A 19,756-nucleotide genomic window follows, 5' to 3' on the forward strand; every position below is an offset into this window, starting at 1 on the left:
CGCAGGCACAGCATCCAACCAAGATCCGCCACACTGATTGACACAAAACGGGAACATGTGTAGAACAAAACAAACTGACCCGTAAGAGGACGCGGCCCATGCTGACCAAGAAACAACTCGATTTGCTGGAGTTTATCCAAAAGCGTGTGCAGCGGGACGGGGTTCCACCCAGCTTTGACGAAATGAAAGAAGCGCTTGATCTGCGCTCGAAATCCGGCATTCACCGCTTGATCACAGCGTTGGAGGAACGCGGTTTCATCCGGCGTCTGGCACATCGCGCGCGGGCCCTTGAAATTGTGCGCCTGCCTGAAAGCTTGGGCGGCGAAGCGCGGCACAGCTTTTCGCCCCGCGTCATTGACGGTGATCTGTCCGATGCCCCCCGCCCCGCCAATGCCCAACCGGTCGAGGTGGCGCATGCCTTTGAGGTGCCTCTGATGGGGCGCATCGCTGCCGGTGTCCCGATCGAGGCGATTGCCCATGCGCAGCACAATGTTTCCGTTCCCAGCAACATGATCCGGGGTGCCGCCAATCACTATGCGCTTGAGGTGCGTGGCGACTCGATGATCGAGGCCGGGATCAACGATGGCGATGTGGTGATCATCCGTGAAACATCGGTTGCGGATAATGGCGATATCGTTGTGGCCCTGATCGAGGATCAAGAGGCGACGCTCAAACGCTTTTATCGGCGCGGCAATGCTATCGCCCTTGAGGCGGCCAATCCCGCCTATGAAACGCGCCTTTTCCCAGAGGATCAGGTTCGGGTTCAGGGGCGGTTGGTCGGGTTGATCCGCAGCTACTGAGAATTCCAGAGGCGCACACCGTTGGTGTCGCGCGCACTGACAAGCCGCGGGCCCGCCTTATCGAGGTGAAGCGCGAGCGATCCCGTTTTGCGCAGCGTCTCGGGCGTGACAATCTGACAATCACGGTGTTGCGCCGGGGGCGGATCTGGCGTGACGCTCATCACAACCAGCATGACCCCGTCGCAAAAATCCGGCATATCGGTGGCCGCCTTGCCTGCCATCACCCGCACACCATGGGCCAAGGCCAGATCCTCGGACCAGCGGGCAAAAGCCACCTCGCGGCTGGCATCATCGCCGTCATTCTCAAGCCAGTTGTCAGCCACGAACCCACCCCCTGTAGGTTTATTGAGCGCGCGCCCCGCCTCTGTCATGATCCCGATCAGCCCCCCCGTATCCGACACGATCATCACAGGCCGGTCCGCCGCCCCCCAGAGCGCAACGGCGACCATCACCGGCAAGACCCCCAAAATCCGCCCCCGCCCCTGCCAGAGCACGATAAAGAGCGCCCCAAGCGCGAGGAGCGGCAGCACATAGGGGCCGGGGGCCACCACCGGCACACGCGCACCATCCAAGGCCGCAACCCAGTCTGCCACCGTTAAAATCCAGCGCAAGCCAAGCTCCATCACCCGCAGCGCGATCCAATCAAGCCCGAGCGGCAACAAGAGCGTGGCCAGAACGGCCGCAGGCATCACCAACACCCCCATCAAGGGCACGCTCACCAGATTGGCCAAAAGGCCGAATTGTGCGTATTGGTTGAAATGCGCAGCGGCGACCGGTGCTGTCGCAGCCCCCGCGACGGCGGAAGAGATCACCACAGCCAACACCGGGCGCAGCCAGCGAGGACCACGAGACCACCCCGCATCGCGCAGCCAGCCGAACACCGCAACCAAACCCACCGTTGCCGCAAAAGACATCTGAAAGCCGGGACCAAGCAGCGCCTCGGGCTGCAACACCAACACGATGATCGCCGCCACCGCCACAGCACGCAGGCTAAAGGCGCGCCGCTCGAGGATCACCGCGCCCAGCATCACCGCCACCATGACAAAGGCGCGCTCGGTTGCGACATTCCCGCCAGAAAGGCCCAGATACCCGGCCCCCGCAACAAGCGCCAGAAAGGCAGAAAGTTTCTTGGCGGGCAAGCGCAGGCCAAGGCGCGGGACAGCGGCAAAGCCAAGGCGAAAGGCGGCAAAGACGAACCCCGCCAATAGCCCCATATGCAACCCGGAAATCGCCAAGAGATGTGCGAGGTTCGAAACCCGCATCGCCTCGAGCGTGACAAGGCTCAGTCCTGCGCGGTCGCCGGTCATGATCGCCGCGGCAAAGGCGCCGGTTTGCCCCGGCAGGCGGCTTTGCACATGCTGCGACAGGGCCATGCGCGCGCGAAAAAGCGGCTGTCCGCCCTGCCCCGCCTCAAGCCGCAGAACCGGCGTGCGGGTATAGCCCACCGCCCCAATCCCCAGAAACCACGCATGGCGTTGGAAATCAAAGCCGCCCGGCTCGACCGGACCGCCCGCCGGGCCCAGATGCGCCGTCATCATCACCCGCTGCCCCGCCAGCGGCATGAAATGGCTCTGATCGCCATGCAGCGAGACCCGCACCCGGCCCGGCATGCGCGCGGGGTCTGTGCGTTCCAGAACCACGCGGTCAAGCGTGAGGCGCAGCGCATCCGAGGCCGAGCGGTCAATGCCCACGATCCGCCCCTCGACAGGCCCATAGTAGCGCCAACCCAGCACCGGCCCCGCCACCAGATGCGCGCGCAAGCCCGCAAGAGCAAAGCCCGCCAGCACCAGCGCCACGGTCCAGAGCAGCGGGCCGGACCATTCCCGCCCCCGTGCAGCCAAAAGCGCAGAGCAAAGCGCCGCACCGCCACAGCCCCACAGCGCCGCAACCGACGGCTCGCGCAGCAGTGCGAAATATGTCCCCACACCGCAGGCCAGACCAACCGGCACCCAAGGAAAAAGCGCGCCGCGTTGTGCGAGCCAGATAGCCTCAAACCGGTGCCAGATGCCCAAGGCTTGTTTCCCCCATGACAGGCCGATAGACAGACGACAACGCTAGCCCAATCATCGTTACCGAAAGGTTAATCTGCCCCATGTCGCAACAGGTCGTGACCCGCTTTGCCCCTTCGCCCACTGGCTATCTGCACATTGGGGGCGCGCGCACGGCGTTGTTCAACTGGCTGTTTGCGCGCGGGCGCGGCGGCAAGTTCCTGCTGCGGATCGAAGACACCGACCGGGCGCGCTCAACCCCCGAGGCGACACAGGCGATTCTCGATGGGTTGGCCTGGCTTGGGCTGGACCACGATGATAAGGCGATCAGCCAATTTGAACGCGCCGACCGGCACGCCGAGGTGGCACGCAAATTGCTGGCCGAAGGGATGGCCTATAAATGCTTTGCCACACAGGACGAGATCGAAACCTTCCGCGAAGCCGCGCGCGCAGAGGGCAGATCCACCCTGTATCACAGCCCGTGGCGTGACGCGACACCCGATCAGCACCCCACTGACATGCCCCATGTGATCCGAATCAAGGCCCCCCGCGACGGCGTGACCGTGATCCGGGATGAGGTGCAGGGCGATGTGACCATTCGCAACGATCAGCTTGACGATATGGTCCTGCTGCGCAGCGATGGCACGCCGGTCTATATGCTGGCCGTGGCGGTCGATGATCACGACATGGGTGTCACCCATGTCATCCGGGGCGACGATCACCTGAACAATGCCGCGCGGCAGATGATGATCTATCAGGCGATGGGCTGGCCTCTGCCGGTTTACGCCCATATCCCGCTCATTCACGGACCCGACGGCAAGAAGCTGAGCAAGCGGCATGGCGCGCTTGGCGTCGAGGAATATCAAAAGATGGGCTATCCCGCGGCAGGGATACGCAACTATCTCGCGCGTCTTGGCTGGAGCCATGGCGATGCGGAATTCTTTGACGACGCACAGGCGCAGGCGTGGTTCGACCTTAAGGGAATCGGCAAATCCCCGGCGCGGCTAGACTTCAAAAAGCTGGAGAATCTCTGTGGTCAGCATATCGCCGCCGCTGACGATGCTGCGCTGCTGCATGAATTGCAGGGGTTTTTGGCCGCAACGGGGCAACCCGCGCTTGACGACACGAAATTGACGCTGTTCTCTCGCGGCATGTATTGCCTCAAGGAACGTGCCAAGACCTTTCCGGAACTTCTTGATAAGGCTGCGTTTATTCTTGCAACACGGCCAATTCAGCCCGAAGAGAAGGCGGCAGAGCAGCTTGACACAGTATCCCGTGGTATACTGAAAGAATTGACGCCGCAGTTGCAAACTGCTACGTGGACACGTGAGGATATCGAGGGTCTGGCGACCCAATTCGCCGAAGACCATGGAATGAAATTCGGCAAGCTGGCAGGCCCCCTCCGGGCGGCTCTGGCGGGCCGCAGTGCGACACCAAGCGTGTTCGACATGATGCTGGTCCTTGGGCGGGATGAAACCATCGCCCGGTTGACCGATGCGGCCTGCGGAGGGGATTAATCCCTTGGCAAGGCACTACGTTTATTCAGCTCGATACGCGCATGGCGTAATCGGGCGCTGAGAGGGAGGACCCCTGATGTCAGAAGTCAAGAGAGTGGCAAAGCTGGAAATCGACGGCAAGACCTATGAATTGCCGCTGCATTCCCCGACGGCGGGCCCGGATGTCATCGACATCCGCAAGCTCTATGCCGATGCGGGCGTATTCACCTATGACCCCGGCTATACCTCGACGGCAAGCTGTGACAGCACCATCACCTTTATCGACGGCGACAAGGGTGAACTGCTGCATCGCGGCTATCCGATCGACCAATTGGCCGAGAAATCGCATTATCTCGAAGTGTGCTATCTGCTGCTCTACGGCGAGCTGCCCAGCCCCGCACAGCTTGAGGATTTCGAAAGCCGTGTCACCAACCACACGATGATCCACGAACAGATGCATTTCCTCTTCCGCGGCTTTCGCCGGGATGCGCATCCGATGGCGATCATGGTGGGCGTGGTGGGCGCACTCAGCGCGTTCTATCACGACAGCACGGATATCACCGACCCCTGGCAGCGCGAAGTGGCCTCGATCCGCCTGATCGCCAAGATGCCGACCATCGCTGCGATGGCGTTCAAATACACCATCGGGCAGCCGTTCGAATATCCGCGCAACGAGCTCGATTATGCGTCGAACTTCCTGCGCATGTGTTTTGCCGTTCCGGCCGAGAATTACGTCGTGAACCCGATCCTGAGCCGCGCGATGGACCGGATTTTCACGCTGCATGCCGATCACGAACAGAACGCCTCGACCTCGACCGTGCGTCTGGCGTCGTCTTCCGGGGCCAACCCGTTTGCGTGCGTGGCTGCGGGCATCGCCTGCCTCTGGGGTCCGGCACATGGCGGCGCCAATCAGGCCTGTCTTGAAATGCTGCAGGAAATCGGCACGCCAGACCGCATCCCCGAATTCATCGCGCGCGCTAAGGACAAGGACGATCCGTTCCGCCTGATGGGCTTTGGCCACCGGGTGTACAAGAATTTCGATCCCCGCGCCAAGGTGATGAAACAATCCGCCGATGAGGTTCTGGAATTGCTGGGCGTCGAGAATAACCCGACGCTTCAGGTGGCCAAGGAGTTGGAGCGGCAAGCGCTCGCCGATCCCTATTTCGCGGATAAAAAGCTCTTCCCGAATGTGGATTTCTACTCGGGCATCATCCTCGAGGCGATGGGCTTTCCGACATCGATGTTCACGCCGATTTTCGCGGTCAGCCGCACCATTGGCTGGATTTCGCAGTGGAAGGAAATGATCGCCGATCCGCAGCTCAAGATCGGGCGCCCGCGCCAGCTCTACAAAGGGGCGACGATGCGCGACTATGTTGACATCGAAAAGCGCTAAGCGCTGAAATCATCAAAGACGAACCCCGGCTCCAACGGCTGGGGTTTTTCTTGTTTAGAGTACCAATCAGAACAATTCCAATCCCCGTATCGCATTGTTTCCAGCCCCTGTCAGGAGCCCGGGATCAATCGACTTTATACTTGATTTTCAACGTGTTTGGGGAATATCTGAACGGGTAAGTGAATTCACGGATGCGAATGTTTATTTGATTGGTCTGGGGGGACCCTGAGTAATGGGTGGTTTGCTTTTACTTGGCCTTTTGGCAGGCGTAGGACTTACGGCGTTTGTGATCGACGAAGTCAACGAGGACGACGACGACACCAACACTAACGACATCAACACTGATGATACCATATCCGGCACACCTGGCGATGATATCCTTGATGGAACCGCACGCGCCGACGAAATCACGGCGCGCGGCGGTGACGATATCGTATCGGCAGGCGGCGGCGATGATTTTGTTCAGGGCGGCACGGGCGTTGATATCATCCTGGGCGGCAGCGGTGCCGACACGCTCTCTGGCGACGGCGGCGACGACGTTCTGATCGGGGGCCGGGGCGACGACCTGATCGAAGGCGGCGCAGGCGACGACGTGCTCATCGGCATTGACGGTGGCCTGAACAGCCAAACCGGTGATGAATTGAATAGGTTGATCCAAAGCAATCCGACCATTGACGCCTTGCGCCCAAGTATCGGCACGGATCAGCATGGCTCCGACACTCTGATCGGCGGCGACGGAGAAGATGCGCTATTCCTTAGTGGTGGCGATTTTGGCACTGGTGGGGCCGGTGAGGACCGTTTCCAGATCGGGGATTGGATCGAAGCGGACACTGTGGCCACGATCACCGACTATGTCCCGGCCTCCGACTTCATAGACTATAGCTACGTGTCCAACGGCACCGCTCCGCAAGTCTCTGTTGCGCCGGATGACGATGGCAACGCCTTGCTCAGCGTTGATGGCGTAGTCATTGCGCGCGTTTTGGGGGCCGCCACAACTCTGACTCCAGCAAGTGTCATCCTCTCCGAGAGAGCAGATGACAGCAGCACCGAAAGCGGCCTGAACATCCTGAGGGGCACGAACGGGGCTGACCTCATCGACGGAAGCAACGTTGGCGATGAAATCACAGCCCGCGGCGGCAATGATCTCATCGCCTCTGGCGGAGGGCGTGACGAGGTGTTTGCGGGGGATGGCAATGACGTCGTGTTTGGCGGCAACGCCGCTGACATCCTCTGGGGCGGGGTCGGGAATGACGTGGTTATCGGGGGGGCCGGGGGCGACTCGCTTCAGGGCAATTCCGGCGATGACCTCATTCTAGGGCTCGATATTCCTCTTGGCTCTGGCAGTGCGGCGGCCATCTCGGCCTTCAATCTGAACTCCGCAACACCAGAGGCCCTGCTTGAAGGTCTCATTCGCACCCCGTCAGAGGATCTCAGCGGCGACGATACGCTCTTGGGCGGCAGCGGTAACGACGTGCTCGTGATCGGGGGCGATGATACGGCGACGGGCGGCCTTGGGGCTGATCGTTTTTGGCTGGGCGAGTGGGTTGGGGGCGCAGACACGGCCACCATCACCGATTATGAGCCGGCTGTAGATCAGATCGTCTATTACCACAGCCCGGTTGCGCTTGGCGCGGCAACACCGGTCATTACCCTGTCCACCAATGCGGCGGGGGATGCGATCATACTTGCGGATGGCGTACCCGTAGCCGAGGTGACAGGCGCGGGCAGCACGCTGACGGCAGCAGAAATCGTGATCATCGAACGTGAAACCCCGCTCAACCAGATTACTGGCAGCACCGGCAACGATTTGATCACCGGGCGCTCAATCGGCGATGAAATCACGGCCCTCGAAGGCAACGACGTGGTTGGTGCGCGCGGCGGCGATGATCAGGTGTTCGGCGGGGCTGGTAACGATATTCTGGACGGCGGCAGTGGCTCGGATAGCGTTTGGGGCGAAGCGGGCGATGACGTGTTGATCGGCGGTGCCCTGCGCGATGTCCTGTTCGGTAGCGCGGGCAACGACCTGATCATTGGCATTGATATACAGCTTGGCTCTGGCAGCGCCGCAGACATTGCGGCACAGGGCCTTGATCCTGCGACCCCGCGTGCTCTGCTTGACGATTTTGCGCGCAGCTCAGCCGAAGAAACAAGCGGCGACGACAACCTGTCAGGGGGCAGCGAGAACGATGTGCTTATCATCGGCGGCGACGATACCGCCACGGGCGGCGTCGGCGAAGATCAGTTCTGGCTTGGCGAATGGGGTCGCGGGGCCGATATCGCGACGATCACCGATTTCGACCGGGCCGACGATCAGATCGCCTATGTCTACACGGCAGCCACCCCAGATGCAGCCCCGCCTGTTGTAACACTGACCACCAACGCCGCAGGGGATGTTACCGTGCTCGCGGATGGGATCGCGGTGGCCCGTATCTTGGGCGCAGGCAGCACGCTCACAGCCGCCGATGTCGCGCTCATTGCGCGCCCCCCGGCAGTCGCCGCATAACCGGTTCAGCGCCCCTCGAACCTCGGGGGGCGTTTTTCCAGAAATGCCACCACGCCTTCCTTGAAGTCGCGGGTCTGCCCGCAGGCGCCCTGCAATTTGGCCTCAAGGTCCAATTGCCCCTCAAGCGTGTTGTCCCACGTGCTGCGGATCGCCTGTTTGATCGCCCCATAGGTTTGCGTCGGCCCCATGGCCAGCTTTGCCGCCCGCGCCCGCCAGTGGGCGTCAAAACCTGCGTCGTCCACCGCCTCCCAGATCATGCCCCAGTCGCTGGCTTGTCGGGCCGTGATCGGTTCCGCAAAAAGCGCCGCGCCCATCGCCTTGGCCATGCCCATCTGGCGCGGCAGCGCATAGGTTCCGCCCGCGTCGGGAATAAGGCCAATCCGGGCAAAGGCCTGTAGGAAATAGGCACTCTCGGTTGCGATCACCACATCTGCCGACAGCGCCAAATTGGCCCCTGCCCCTGCCGCAGGCCCATTGACCGCACTGATCGTGGGCACCGGGCAATCGGTGATGGCGCGCAGCATCGGCACATATTCCTCGCGCAGCACCCGCTCCAGATCAAGCGTGGTGGCGTTGCCGCCATCGCTCAGATCCTGCCCCGAGCAGAACGCCTTGCCGTTGCCCGTCAGAACCACAACCCGTGCCTCTCGCCCGGCATGGATCACCGCATCGGTGATTTCGGCCCGCATCTGGGTGTTGAGCGCGTTCATCTTATCCGCGCGATTGAGGCTGAGAAGCGCCACGCCGTCGGCGATCTCCAGTGTGATGGTTTGATAGTCTTTCACGGATTCGCGCCTTTCAGTCTGGTTTGCGGCATCAAACCCCAGACCATCCCGCGCGCCAAGCGAAACCGCGCGTCACTCCTTGAGGATTTCGCGCAGACGGTTTTCCTCGGCTTCGCTAAGCCGGGCAACCTCTGTCTCGGGCGTGCGCGCCCGGCCTCGCAAATAGGCCGCGCCAATAAGAAGGCCAGCCCCCAGCATGAGCGGCCCCGCCCACCACAAAAGCATGTTGGCCCCGCCCGACCGCGGCTTGAGCAGCACGTATTCGCCATAACGCGCAACGATGAAATCGACGGCCTCATCGTTGCTGTCGCCCGCCACCAGACGCTCGCGCACCAAAAGACGCAGATCGCGCGCCAGTTCCGCGTTGGAATCGTCAATGCTCTCGTTGCGACACACCAGACAGCGCAAGCCCGAGGAAATATCCCGCGCCCGCGCCTCAAGTGCAGGATCATCAAGGATTTCATCCGGCTGCACCGCAAACACCGGCGCGGCAATCACGCAGAGCGCAAGGATCAGGCGTTTCATTCCGCAGGCACCCCCTGCGGCACCTTGCGCGCGCCCGCAGCCACCCGGTAGCGTCGGTCGCTGAGCGACAGGAACCCGCCAAGCGCCATCAGGATAGAGCCACCCCAAATCCAATTGGCCAGAGGCTTGTAATAGCTGCGCACCGCCCAGCCCCCGCCAATCTGCGGATCACCGATCACAACATAGATGTCTCGCAAAAAGCCACTGTCGAGCGCCGCTTCGGTGGTTGGCATCTGCGCGACAGGGTATTCGCGCTTTTCAGGCGTCATTGTCGCGATTTCAACCCCATCCTTGGACAGCGTAAACGTCGACATCGTGGACAGATAATTCGGGCCTTCCTCGTCGTGAACCTCGTCAAGGCGCAGCGTGTAGCCCGCAATGTCGAACTGATCACCGATCTTGAGAACGCGAATATCCTCTTGTTGCCAGGCCATCATCGCCGCGATACCGGCCATGGTCACGCCAAGGCCAGCATGCGCCACCGCTTTGCCCCAGTCGGCCCGCGGCAACCGCGTAAGGCGCGACAAACGCCCGTCTCCGCGCCCGGTGCGCGACCAAAGATCAACCGCAGCGCCCCCAATCAGCCACGCCGCAAGAAACAGCCCCACCGGACCAAGCGCCGAACGCCCGGTCTGCATCGCCCAAGCAAGTGCGCCAATCGCCAAAGCGAGCGCAAACGCCGGGGCCAGTTGCCGAATGACCCGGCCCAGAGTGGCCCGCTTCCACGGCAGCATCGCCCCCACCGGCAGAACCAGCCCAAGCGCCACCATGAAGGGGGTAAAGGCCGCGTTAAAGAACGGCTCGCCCACCGACAGTTTGCGATCAAACAACATCTCGGCGATCAACGGCCAGATGGTGCCGATAAAGACCACAAAACACGCCACCGCCAAAAGCAGGTTGTTGAGGACGAGCGCGGATTCGCGGCTGACAAGGCTGAACACGCCCTTGGCCTGCATCACCCCCGCCCGCGCCGCAAAGAGCGTGAGCGCGCCAGCCATGAACACCGCAAGAATCGCCAGCAAGAACACGCCACGCTCCGGGTCAGTGGCAAAGGCATGCACCGAGGTCAGAACGCCCGACCGGGTGATGAAGGCACCAACCATCGAGAACCCGAATGCAATGATCGCAAGCAGGATCGTCCAGCTTTTCAGGCTTTCGCGCTTTTCCACCACGATTGCGGAATGCAGCAGGGCTGCGGCAATAAGCCAAGGCATGAAACTGGCGTTTTCAACCGGGTCCCAGAACCAGAACCCGCCCCAACCCAATTCGTAATAGGCCCACCAAGACCCAAGCCCGATACCGATTGTCAGGAAAATCCAGGCTGCCAGCGTATAGGGCCGCACCCACCGCCCCCAGGCCGCATCCACCCGCCCCTCGATCAACGCCGCCACGGCAAAGGAAAAGGTCATCGAAAGACCGACATAGCCAAGATACAGGAACGGCGGATGAAAGGCCAAGCCCGGATCTTGCAGGAGCGGATTCAAGTCCTGCCCGTTGAAGGGCGGCACCGCCATACGCAAAAACGGGTTCGACGTCAGAAGGATAAACAGGAAAAACGCCACACCCACCATGGCCTGCACGCTCAGCACCCGCGCGCGCAACGACGGCGGCAGATTAGAGCCGAACCACGCCACCGCCGCGCCAAACAGCGTCACAATCAACACCCAAAGCAGCATCGACCCTTCGTGATTACCCCAGACACCGGTAATCTTGTAAAGCATCGGCTTATCCGTGTGGCTGTTGAGCACCACAAGACGCAGCGAGAAATCCGAGATCACAAAGGCCCATGTGAGCGCGGCAAAGGACACAGCCGTCAGCATGAACTGAAGTGTGGCTGCGGGTTCGGCAAGGGCCATCCAGCCCGGCCAGCGTTTATAGGCGCCAATCAAGGGGATGGTGGCCTGAACACAGGCCACCAGAAAGGCGAGGATGAGGGCGAAGTGACCGAGTTCTGTAATCATGTCCCGAATATAGGACAGGAGCACGCTCTGGCCAATCGCAATCGACGTCAATACCGGACCACATTGTCGCGGGCTCAGCCCCGCCGCCGCCATTCCGCCAGCGCCGGATTGTCGGCCGGCGTCAAAGCCGTCAGCGCCAGATCTGCGTCCCCGCCGTTGTCCGCCACACCGGGGCTGGAGGGGTTGAGCGCGCGCAGGGTCCGGATGCTCTCGGCCACATGCGGCGCGCGGGCGACGGTGCTGGCAATCGAGCGTTGAAAATCCTGCCCCTTGGCCTGATAGCGCGCGCCGAAATAGAAACTGACAATCGCCCCCAACAACCACCAAAGCGGCTCTGGCACCAGCGCAAGCCCCGCCATGCGTTCGCCAAACCACAGCGGATCAACCATCGCCGCCACAAAAAGACCAATCGTGCCAAGCGCCATCGCCGGGCGCGGAATGCGATTGAGACCGTCAATGATGCGGTCAAACAGCCCCCGGTTCTCCAGGCGGAACTCGCCCGCCATCTGCTCGAGCGCCGCGCGCTGCGTCTCGATACTGCGCTGGTCGGCGGCCTCGGCATTGACGCGAAACACTTCGGCGGTTTCGCGCACCACATTGGCCCCGCTGCCAAAGAGCGCGCGCAAGATATCCATCACCATGCGCTGATCCTCGCGTTGAATTGAGCCTGACTCAGGTGAAAGCGCGGCGAGATGAACACTTCGGCCCGCTTGATCCAGCCGCCTTTGCCCCCCGTGCGACTGCGCGCGAATTTGCGACTTTCCGGGCGGGCATCGGCAAGGCGCAGGTAATAATTGCGCCGCGCAATGCCATAAGCATCGGCAATATGATCCGGGGCCGCCTTGGCTGCGGCCTCTGCCGCCGCCGCAGTTTGCGGCCCGATCACGCCGTCCACCTCGATCTCCTGCCCCATCTCACGCAAGAGCCGTTGCAGGATCTTGACCGCATTGGACCCGGCGTTGACATACATATCGAAGACACTCGGCCGCAGGCTCTGTGGAAGCCGCGCGATGCCCGGACGCTGATAATAGTGGTCGATGAACAGCGACACCGCCTGATCCCGCGTCAACGCCCGGACGTCCAAGGCATCCACCACGCCATCGCGCGTCAGGTCCAGCCCCAAGCGCCGCATCGTATGAATTGTCACGCCAAAATTCGTTGCACCGCCGGGGTCGTCAGGATCATCCACATAGCCGCCTTCACGCGCGACGATCTCTTGCGCTATCTGTTCAACAGTTTGCATCCGCTTGCCGCCTTCTTCCGAGGAATACGAGCCTCAGCATCAGAACCAAGCGTTAACGCCACCCTTTTTCAGCGCGCGCACCGGCCTTGCATGACCGGCGGATGTCTTTGGAAAACTTTCAAATAGGCCGGTGGCAGCCTTAGCTGCCGTCCGGCTCCTGATAGACGCCCTGCGCCTTGAGCGCGTCAACCACTTCCTTGGGCATGTATGTCTCGTCATGTTTGGCGAGGATCTCGGTGGCGACAAAGATCCCGTCGCGGTAACTGCCAGTGCCGACCATGCCCTGATTTTCCTCAAAAAGATCAGGCAGAACGCCACGATAGGTCACAGCCACCACACCATTGCCATCGGTCACGTTAAACCGGATGGTCTCGCTCTCGCCACGCTTGAGACTGCCTTCTTCGACCAGCCCACCGATGCGGAACACTTCTGACGGGCTGGGCGGTTCGGCCAACACCTGCGTGGGCGAACGAAAGAAGTTGATACCGTCCCGCATGCCATAGCCAATCAGGGCCGTGGCCATCACAAGCGCCACAGCAGCTATCGCGATGATTTGAACGCGGCGCTTTTTCTTGAGCGATTTCATCGGTGTCACCCTTACGGAAAGACCGGGGCAAGCATCAGCCCCGTGGTCTCAGGCTCAGATAACATCAGATTTGCGTTTTGCAACGCCTGCCCGCTGCTACCTTTTGTCAGATTATCCAGCGCGGCAATCACAATCGCCCGTCCCGCGCGCCGATCCGCCACCACGCCGATATGACAGAAATTGCTGCCGCGAATGTGCCGCGTGCTCGGGGTTTCGCCCATCGGCAGAACCACAACAAACGGCTCATTGGCATAGGCCGCCGCCAGCGTGGCATGAATCTGCGCCGCCTCCCCCCGGACATAGCCAGTGGCCAGAATCCCGCGATTGGCGGGGATGAGATGCGGGGTGAACTGTATTTCGACGGGGCGTCCGGCCAGAGCGGAAAACTCTTGATCGAACTCGCCCAGATGCCGATGGGTGCCGCCCACCGAATAGGCGTGATAGCCCTCAGACAATTCCGCATGCAGCAGATTTTCCTTAAGACTGCGCCCCGCGCCCGACACGCCACATTTGAGGTCAAGGATGATCTCATCCAGATCAATCACCCCCGCCGCAATCAGCGGGCGCAGGATATACTGCCCCGTCGCCGCGTTGCACCCGGTGCCCGCCACCAACCGCGCGCTGCGGATATCCTCGCGGTAAAACTCGGTCAGACCATAGACCGCCTCTTGCTGCACCTCTGGCGCGGCATGCGGATTGCCATACCATTTTTCATAAGCAGCCGGATCACGCAGCCGGAAATCCGCCGAGAGATCGACAATCTTCAGATCGCGCGGCAGGTTTGCAATCACCTCTTGGCTGGTCTTATGCGGCAAGGCGCAGAAACACAGATCAATGCCCGAGAAATCAATCTCTTCGATAGTGACAAGATCGGGCAGGTCGAGATGCCGCAAATGTGGAAACACCTGCCCCATGCTTTGCCCCGCCTTGGAATTGGCGGCCAATGCGGTGATCCGCATATTGGGATGGGTGGCGATCAGCCGAACAAGCTCGGCCCCGGTGTAGCCAGAGGCACCCAGAATGGCGATGTTATGGGTCATTGTGACCTCACTTTCAGATAGGTTGAGAATATTTCAATTCAGGCCACGCCACAAGGCGACGTCATGCCTGCGACAGCCGTAAGATCCGGCACGGCTCAGGCCGCAGAGAACTTGATTTCTCGTCGCAAGAACTGCGTCGCCCGGCTCGACACCCGCTTGGGATCACCGGTGGTCAAGAATGCAGCCTCAGCGCCCGCCCCGATCTTGTCTGGATGCCGCCCGAGATAATCGGCAAGGCTCGACGCCACCAGATTGGGCTGCGAATAAACCGCCACATCGGGGCCAAGCGCGTCCTGAAACACCTCTTGCACGAGCGGATAATGCGTGCAGCCCAGAACCGCCGCTTCGGGATGCGGCATCTTGCGCTTGAGCGCGTCAACATGGCTGCGCACCAGCGCTTCGGCTAGGATCATGTCGCCGTCTTCGATGGCATCGACCACGCCGCCACAGGCCTGCGCCTCGACATCGACACCGATGGCACGAAACGCCAATTCGCGTTGAAACGCCCGGCTGCGCACCGTCGCAGGCGTGGCAAAGAGCGCCACGTTTTTCACAGCCACTTCGCGCGGCGGGGAATTGTCGCCCCATTGCCGCTCGGTCAGCGCCTCGATCAGCGGCACAAAGACCCCCAGAACCCGCTTGTCACGCGGCACCCAGGATTCTTGCATCCGCCGCAGCGCCGCCGCCGAGGCGGTGTTGCACGCGAGAATAACCAGATCGCAACCCGCCGCAAACAGCCGCTCCACCGATGAGGTGGTCAGATCATAGATGTCATCGGCATCGCGCACGCCATAAGGCGCATGGGCGTTATCGCCCAGATACACAAGAGGCACCTCCGGAAGGCGCTTGCTCACCGCATCCCACACCGTCAGGCCACCCAGCCCGCTGTCGAAAATTCCTACCGCCATGTCCCGCGTCCAGTGCCGTTATTCGAACTCGAACCCGATTTCAGAGGCAACAATCGGGCTTGGGGACAATTCATATGTCTTGGCGCGCAGGAATGCCATGAGGGATTTCGTATCGCCTGCATATTGCGCCAGCGTGCTGCGCGGAATGGGATCACCCACCACCACGCGCACCGGCGTATCCACCCGCTTGCGGAATTCCTTGATCAAAAGCCCCATGCGCAGCGTCACATGCAGATGGCTGGCCAGTTGAAAGAGGCGGCTGGTGTGACCGTCGAAATAAACCGGCACCACAGCGGCTTGGCTTTTGGCGATCATCTTGGCGGTAAATCCACGCCAGCCGGGGTCCATCGGGCGCGAAAACGGCTTGGCCGCCGTGCTGACGGTGCCGCCCGGAAAGATGCCGATAGCCCCCCCCTGCCCCAGATAATCAAGCGCCGTCTTGCGGGTGGCCAAATTAAGCGCGACCGCTTCCTTGGTCTCGTCGAAACTGATCGGCAGGATGACCTTGTTCAGATCCTCGGCCTTGCGAAAAATCTGATGCGCCAGAATGCGGAAATCACCGCGCGTCTGGCTCAGGATATGGCCCATCATCAACCCGTCAAGAATGCCGTAAGGGTGATTGGCAATCAGCACCAAAGGCCCCTCTTTCGGGATATTCGACAGACTGCCCCCCACCACATCCAGCGTGAGCCCATAGCGCTCGACGATCACTTCCCAGAAATCGCGACCCTGCAAAACCTCGGTCTCATAGCCTGCCGCGCGCTTGATCAGTTCGATCCGCCCGGTCAGGTTTTCCATCGTGCGGATCAGCGCCCGCCCGCTCTTGGTCTGAGCAGAATAGGAATAAGAAATGTCACGGGCGATTTGGCGGTCTTGGCGCATAGGCGATCCTCGGCTGAGTCGCGTTTCATAGAGTTATGCGACAGACGTGACCAGATCACGTGACATTATCGTGACACCTATTCTGCAGCCTGTGCCATTTCCGTTCCGCCCGATCGGATGACCGCCAATAGCTCTGTGCGCCGGGTTGCGGCCTTGGCGGCGTTACCCTCCTTGACCGGGCCAAACCCCCGGATCGACAAGGGCAAAAGCGCCAGCGCAATGATCGCGTCCCGGGTCTGCGCCGTCAGCTTGGGCAGAACCTCGGCCATATCAAGCTCGTATTGCACAATCAAAGCCCGCTCCATCCGCCGCTCTGCGGTGCGGCCAAAAGGATCAAGCGGCGTGCCGCGCAGCCCCTTGAGCCGCGCCAATACGCCAAAGGCCCGCAGGATGCCGGAACCGAATTCGCGCTTCTTCGGTCGCCCGTCGCTGCCCATCTTGGACAACATCGGCGGGGCAAGGTGGAATTTCAGTGTGAAATCGCCGCCAAATTCGGCGCGCGCCTTCTGCGCCGTCTCCAGATGCAGCCGCGCCACCTCGTATTCGTCCTTATAGGCCAAAAGCTTGTGATAGCCTTGCGCCACCGCGTCCTTGACCCCCTCATCGGTGATCCCATCAAGCAGGCGCAGATACCGTCGCGCCAAACGCTTGCTTTGATAGGCGGTCAGATGCGCCACGCGATAATCGATCCGCTCCGCCAGCGTTTTTGGCTTGGCGACAACCTTGGGCGTCAACAGTTTCTCAACCTCCGCCGGATAGAGCGCCGCCCAACGGCCCACCTCGAACGCCCGCAGATTGGCATCCACCGCCGCCCCATTCAGGCGAATGGCCTCGGTGATGGCGTCATGGCTGAGCGGGATCAAACCCCGCTGCCACGCAGCACCAAAGATCATCATGTTGGAATAGATCGAATCCCCCATCACGGCCTTGGCCAGATCCGAGGCGTCGAACATCTGCACCGCGTCACGCAACCGCGCCTCTAGCGCCAGACGCAACCGGTCGGCAGGCAGGGTGAATTCCGTGTTGCGGGTAAAATCACCGGTGATGATCTCGTGGCTGTTCACCACTGCCCCGGTGCGGCCCGCCCGCGTCAAGCCCAAGGTCTTGGCCCCGGCAGAGACCACCAGATCGCCCCCAATCAGCGCGTCGCATTCGCCCGTCGCCACGCGAATGGCGCTGATATCACCGGGATTTTCGGCCAGCCGACAATGGATATGCACCGCCCCGCCCTTTTGCGCGAGACCGGCCATTTCCATCATGCCCGCCCCCTTGCCATCAATCTGCGCCGCCTGCGCCATCACCGCGCCGATGGTCACAACCCCGGTGCCACCCACCCCGGTGATGACCACATTATAGGTCCCGTCAATCGCGGGCAGCGCGGGGGCTGGCATCTCGGGCAGGGTCACTTCGGCGGTGCTGTCTTTCCGGATCTTCGCGCCTTCCACCGTCACGAACGACGGGCAAAACCCCTTGAGGCAGGAAAAATCCTTGTTGCAGCTCGATTGATCAATCGCCCGCTTGCGGCCCAGTTCGGTTTCCACCGGCACAATCGAAACGCAATTCGACTGCACCCCGCAATCACCGCAGCCCTCGCAGACATCGGTATTGATGAACACGCGACGATCCGGATCAGGAAACTTGCCCCGCTTGCGGCGGCGGCGTTTTTCAGCGGCGCAGGTCTGGATATAAAGGATGACACTCACCCCCTCGATGTCCGCCAATCGCTCCTGCACCGCCATAAGATCAGATCGTTCCGAAAATTCAATGCCTTGCGGGAAAGACTTAAGGTCAACATCCTCTTTTTCGTCATAGACGACAGCCAGATGTTGCACCCCCATGGCCCGCAGTTCGGCGGCAATGCGCGGGGCGTTCAACCCGCCTTCATTCGGTTGCCCGCCGGTCATCGCCACGGCATCGTTGTAAAGGATCTTATAGGTGATCGTCGTGCCCGCGGCCAAAGCCGCGCGAATGGCCTGCACGCCCGAATGGTTATAGGTGCCGTCGCCAAGGTTCTGGAACACATGCTTGCGCGTCGAAAACGGCGCCTCGCCGATCCAATTTGCCCCCTCGCCGCCCATATGGGTAAAGCCGGTCGTCTCGCGGTCCATCCACTGCACCATGTAGTGACAGCCGATCCCGGCATAGGCGCGCGCGCCTTCGGGCAACCGGGTCGAGGTGTTATGCGGGCAGCCTGAACAGAAATAGGGCAGACGGGTTGCAATCTCGGCCGCGTTGTCATTGCGCCGCGCCTCGCTCAGCGCCTCCAGCCCGGCCTTGATCCGGTCCGTGCCGCGCCCCTCTTCGATCAGGATACCGCCCAGCTTTTCCGCGATCCATATGGGATCAAGCGCGCCGCGCGTCGGGAACAGCTCTTCGCGGTGCATGCCACCTGCGCCGCCCTTGTACCAGCCATAGACGCGCCGCCCGCGCCGGTCGTCAAAAATCGCCTCTTTGATCTGCACCTCGATCAGCTTGCGCTTTTCCTCAACCACCACGATCAGGTCGAGCCCCTCGGCCCAATCGTGAAATCCCTGCATGTCGAGCGGAAAGACCTGCCCCACCTTGTAGGTCGTGATCCCCAACCGCTCCGCTTCTTCCGCATCAACCCCCAAAAGGTCGAGCGCATGCACCAGATCGAGCCAGTTCTTGCCCGCCGCGACAAAACCGATCTTGGCCCCCGCTTTGCCCAACATGCGCTTGTCCATGCCATTGGCACGCGAAAACGCCTCGGCGGCAAAGCGTTTGAAATCAATCATCCGCGTTTCTTGCGCATGCGGCGTGTCGATCAGGCGTATGTTCAGCCCGCCCTCTGGCATCGGCAAATCGGGCGTCACAAGCTGCACCCGGTCCGGTCGGCCATCCACAACCGATGTCGCCTCGACCGTGTCCTTCATCGTCTTGAGACCCACCCAAACCCCGGCAAAGCGGCTGAGCGCATAGCCGTAAATGCCATAGTCCAAGATCTCCTGCACCCCCGCCGGGCTGACCACCGGCATATAGGCATCAACCAGCGCCCATTCGCTCTGATGCAGCACGGTAGACGACTCGCCCGTGTGGTCATCCCCCATCGCCATCAGAACGCCGCCATGCTTTGAGGTGCCCGCCATATTGGCGTGCCGCATCACATCGCCAGAGCGGTCCACCCCCGGCCCCTTGCCATACCAAAGGCCAAAAACACCGTCATATTTGCCTTCGCCACGCAATTCCGCCTGCTGCGATCCCCAGAGCGCAGTCGCCGCCAGATCTTCGTTCAGCCCTTCCTCGAACCGCACCTCAGCCGCGCGCAGCACCTTTTCTGCCCGCAGCATCTGTTGATCCACAGCCCCAAGCGGCGAACCGCGATAGCCTGTCACATAGCCTGCGGTGTTCAATCCCGCAGCCCGGTCGCGCGCTGCCTGCATCAGCATCAGCCGCACCAGCGCCTGCGTTCCATTCAAAAGAACCGGCGATTTTTCCAGATCGAAACGGTCGTTCAGCGTCACCTTTTGCGTGGTCATAGCGTGCCTCCCTTGGTTGAGGGCCATGCCTCAATATAGGGCAATATTAGGTCATAAATTATGACCTACCAAGTAGATTTTTGTGAAAATGTCGCAGCTGTCCTATAAGTGATGGATGATTATCTGCTATTACGTTATCGGTGCCAGTT

At 61.2% G+C, this 19,756-nt stretch carries 15 protein-coding genes; 4 read left to right on the forward strand and 11 right to left on the reverse strand.

Going from position 1 to position 19,756, the window contains the following annotated elements; translation table 11 throughout:
• Positions 1-98 precede the first annotated feature (98 nt).
• Entirely contained in the window at positions 99-800 is a 702-nt protein-coding gene (gene lexA, locus RAK1035_RS16590; protein ID WP_008283176.1) for a transcriptional repressor LexA, read from the forward strand.
• Here the strand turns inward: lexA and RAK1035_RS16595 are convergent.
• Complete coding sequence (locus RAK1035_RS16595; protein WP_008283177.1) at positions 794-2,812, reverse strand: ComEC/Rec2 family competence protein; 2,019 nt, start codon at positions 2,810-2,812, stop codon at positions 794-796. The two genes, lexA and RAK1035_RS16595, sit on opposite strands and share 7 nt — an antisense overlap.
• 80 nt (positions 2,813-2,892) lie before the next feature.
• Between RAK1035_RS16595 and gltX the strand changes: the two genes are divergently transcribed.
• The 3 genes from gltX (at position 2,893) to RAK1035_RS16610 (ending at position 8,180) form a co-directional block, all read left to right on the forward strand.
• Positions 2,893-4,305: a glutamate--tRNA ligase gene (gene gltX / locus RAK1035_RS16600; protein WP_008283178.1), complete on the forward strand. Its 1,413-nt coding sequence runs from the start codon at positions 2,893-2,895 to the stop codon at positions 4,303-4,305.
• 76 nt (positions 4,306-4,381) lie between these two features.
• A complete protein-coding gene (gene gltA, locus RAK1035_RS16605; protein WP_008283179.1) occupies positions 4,382-5,677 on the forward strand; it encodes a citrate synthase in 1,296 nt (431 codons plus the stop codon).
• A gap of 232 nt (positions 5,678-5,909) precedes the next feature.
• A complete protein-coding gene (locus RAK1035_RS16610) occupies positions 5,910-8,180 on the forward strand; it encodes a calcium-binding protein (protein ID WP_008283180.1) in 2,271 nt (756 codons plus the stop codon).
• 5 nt (positions 8,181-8,185) lie between these two features.
• Here the strand turns inward: RAK1035_RS16610 and RAK1035_RS16615 are convergent, their stop codons facing one another.
• The 10 genes from RAK1035_RS16615 to RAK1035_RS16660 all read right to left on the reverse strand — a co-directional run bounded on the left by RAK1035_RS16615 (position 8,186) and on the right by RAK1035_RS16660 (position 19,607).
• Positions 8,186-8,965: an enoyl-CoA hydratase-related protein gene (locus RAK1035_RS16615; protein ID WP_008283181.1), complete on the reverse strand. Its 780-nt coding sequence runs from the start codon at positions 8,963-8,965 to the stop codon at positions 8,186-8,188.
• Between the two features lie 72 nt (positions 8,966-9,037).
• Positions 9,038-9,490 (reverse strand): cytochrome c-type biogenesis protein, encoded by a 453-nt coding sequence (locus RAK1035_RS16620; protein ID WP_008283182.1) that lies wholly within the window; start codon positions 9,488-9,490, stop codon positions 9,038-9,040.
• On the reverse strand, positions 9,487-11,451 hold the full coding sequence (locus RAK1035_RS16625) for a heme lyase CcmF/NrfE family subunit (protein ID WP_037298980.1): 1,965 nt from the start codon (positions 11,449-11,451) through the stop codon (positions 9,487-9,489). Before RAK1035_RS16625 ends, RAK1035_RS16620 begins: the two co-directional genes overlap by 4 nt.
• A gap of 74 nt (positions 11,452-11,525) precedes the next feature.
• Positions 11,526-12,092 carry a holin family protein gene (locus RAK1035_RS16630; RefSeq protein ID WP_008283185.1) on the reverse strand — a complete coding sequence of 189 codons (567 nt, stop codon included), beginning with the start codon at positions 12,090-12,092 and terminating at the stop codon, positions 11,526-11,528.
• Entirely contained in the window at positions 12,086-12,694 is a 609-nt protein-coding gene (locus RAK1035_RS16635; protein WP_008283186.1) for a holin-associated N-acetylmuramidase, read from the reverse strand. The genes RAK1035_RS16630 and RAK1035_RS16635 overlap by 7 nt, the downstream gene beginning before the upstream one ends.
• Positions 12,695-12,833: 139 nt before the next feature.
• The gene (gene ccmE / locus RAK1035_RS16640) at positions 12,834-13,280 is read right to left on the reverse strand and encodes a cytochrome c maturation protein CcmE (protein WP_008283187.1); all 447 of its coding nucleotides are present in this window, start codon (positions 13,278-13,280) and stop codon (positions 12,834-12,836) included.
• A gap of 11 nt (positions 13,281-13,291) precedes the next feature.
• The gene (argC, locus tag RAK1035_RS16645) at positions 13,292-14,320 is read right to left on the reverse strand and encodes an N-acetyl-gamma-glutamyl-phosphate reductase (RefSeq protein ID WP_008283188.1); all 1,029 of its coding nucleotides are present in this window, start codon (positions 14,318-14,320) and stop codon (positions 13,292-13,294) included.
• 95 nt (positions 14,321-14,415) lie between these two features.
• Positions 14,416-15,228 (reverse strand): glutamate racemase, encoded by an 813-nt coding sequence (locus tag RAK1035_RS16650; protein ID WP_008283189.1) that lies wholly within the window; start codon positions 15,226-15,228, stop codon positions 14,416-14,418.
• A gap of 18 nt (positions 15,229-15,246) precedes the next feature.
• A complete protein-coding gene (locus RAK1035_RS16655; protein ID WP_008283190.1) occupies positions 15,247-16,110 on the reverse strand; it encodes a lysophospholipid acyltransferase family protein in 864 nt (287 codons plus the stop codon).
• 77 nt (positions 16,111-16,187) lie between these two features.
• Positions 16,188-19,607 carry an indolepyruvate ferredoxin oxidoreductase family protein gene (locus RAK1035_RS16660; RefSeq protein ID WP_008283191.1) on the reverse strand — a complete coding sequence of 1,140 codons (3,420 nt, stop codon included), beginning with the start codon at positions 19,605-19,607 and terminating at the stop codon, positions 16,188-16,190.
• Between the last annotated feature and the right edge of the window lie 149 nt (positions 19,608-19,756).

The sequence above is a fragment of the Roseovarius sp. AK1035 genome, assembly GCF_003288315.1.
Taxonomy (GTDB): Bacteria; Pseudomonadota; Alphaproteobacteria; order Rhodobacterales; family Rhodobacteraceae; genus Roseovarius; species Roseovarius mucosus_A.

Coding starts and splice junctions, on each gene's coding strand:
- RAK1035_RS16630 (WP_008283185.1), bottom strand. CDS start 12,092: ATGGTGATGGATATCTTGCGCGCGCTCTTTGGCAGCGGGGCCAATGTG.
- RAK1035_RS16660 (WP_008283191.1), bottom strand. CDS start 19,607: ATGACCACGCAAAAGGTGACGCTGAACGACCGTTTCGATCTGGAAAAA.
- RAK1035_RS16620 (WP_008283182.1), bottom strand. CDS start 9,490: ATGAAACGCCTGATCCTTGCGCTCTGCGTGATTGCCGCGCCGGTGTTT.
- RAK1035_RS16655 (WP_008283190.1), bottom strand. CDS start 16,110: ATGCGCCAAGACCGCCAAATCGCCCGTGACATTTCTTATTCCTATTCT.
- RAK1035_RS16635 (WP_008283186.1), bottom strand. CDS start 12,694: ATGCAAACTGTTGAACAGATAGCGCAAGAGATCGTCGCGCGTGAAGGC.
- argC (WP_008283188.1), bottom strand. CDS start 14,320: ATGACCCATAACATCGCCATTCTGGGTGCCTCTGGCTACACCGGGGCC.
- gltA (WP_008283179.1), top strand. CDS start 4,382: ATGTCAGAAGTCAAGAGAGTGGCAAAGCTGGAAATCGACGGCAAGACC.
- RAK1035_RS16650 (WP_008283189.1), bottom strand. CDS start 15,228: ATGGCGGTAGGAATTTTCGACAGCGGGCTGGGTGGCCTGACGGTGTGG.
- ccmE (WP_008283187.1), bottom strand. CDS start 13,280: ATGAAATCGCTCAAGAAAAAGCGCCGCGTTCAAATCATCGCGATAGCT.
- RAK1035_RS16610 (WP_008283180.1), top strand. CDS start 5,910: ATGGGTGGTTTGCTTTTACTTGGCCTTTTGGCAGGCGTAGGACTTACG.
- lexA (WP_008283176.1), top strand. CDS start 99: ATGCTGACCAAGAAACAACTCGATTTGCTGGAGTTTATCCAAAAGCGT.
- RAK1035_RS16625 (WP_037298980.1), bottom strand. CDS start 11,451: ATGATTACAGAACTCGGTCACTTCGCCCTCATCCTCGCCTTTCTGGTG.
- gltX (WP_008283178.1), top strand. CDS start 2,893: ATGTCGCAACAGGTCGTGACCCGCTTTGCCCCTTCGCCCACTGGCTAT.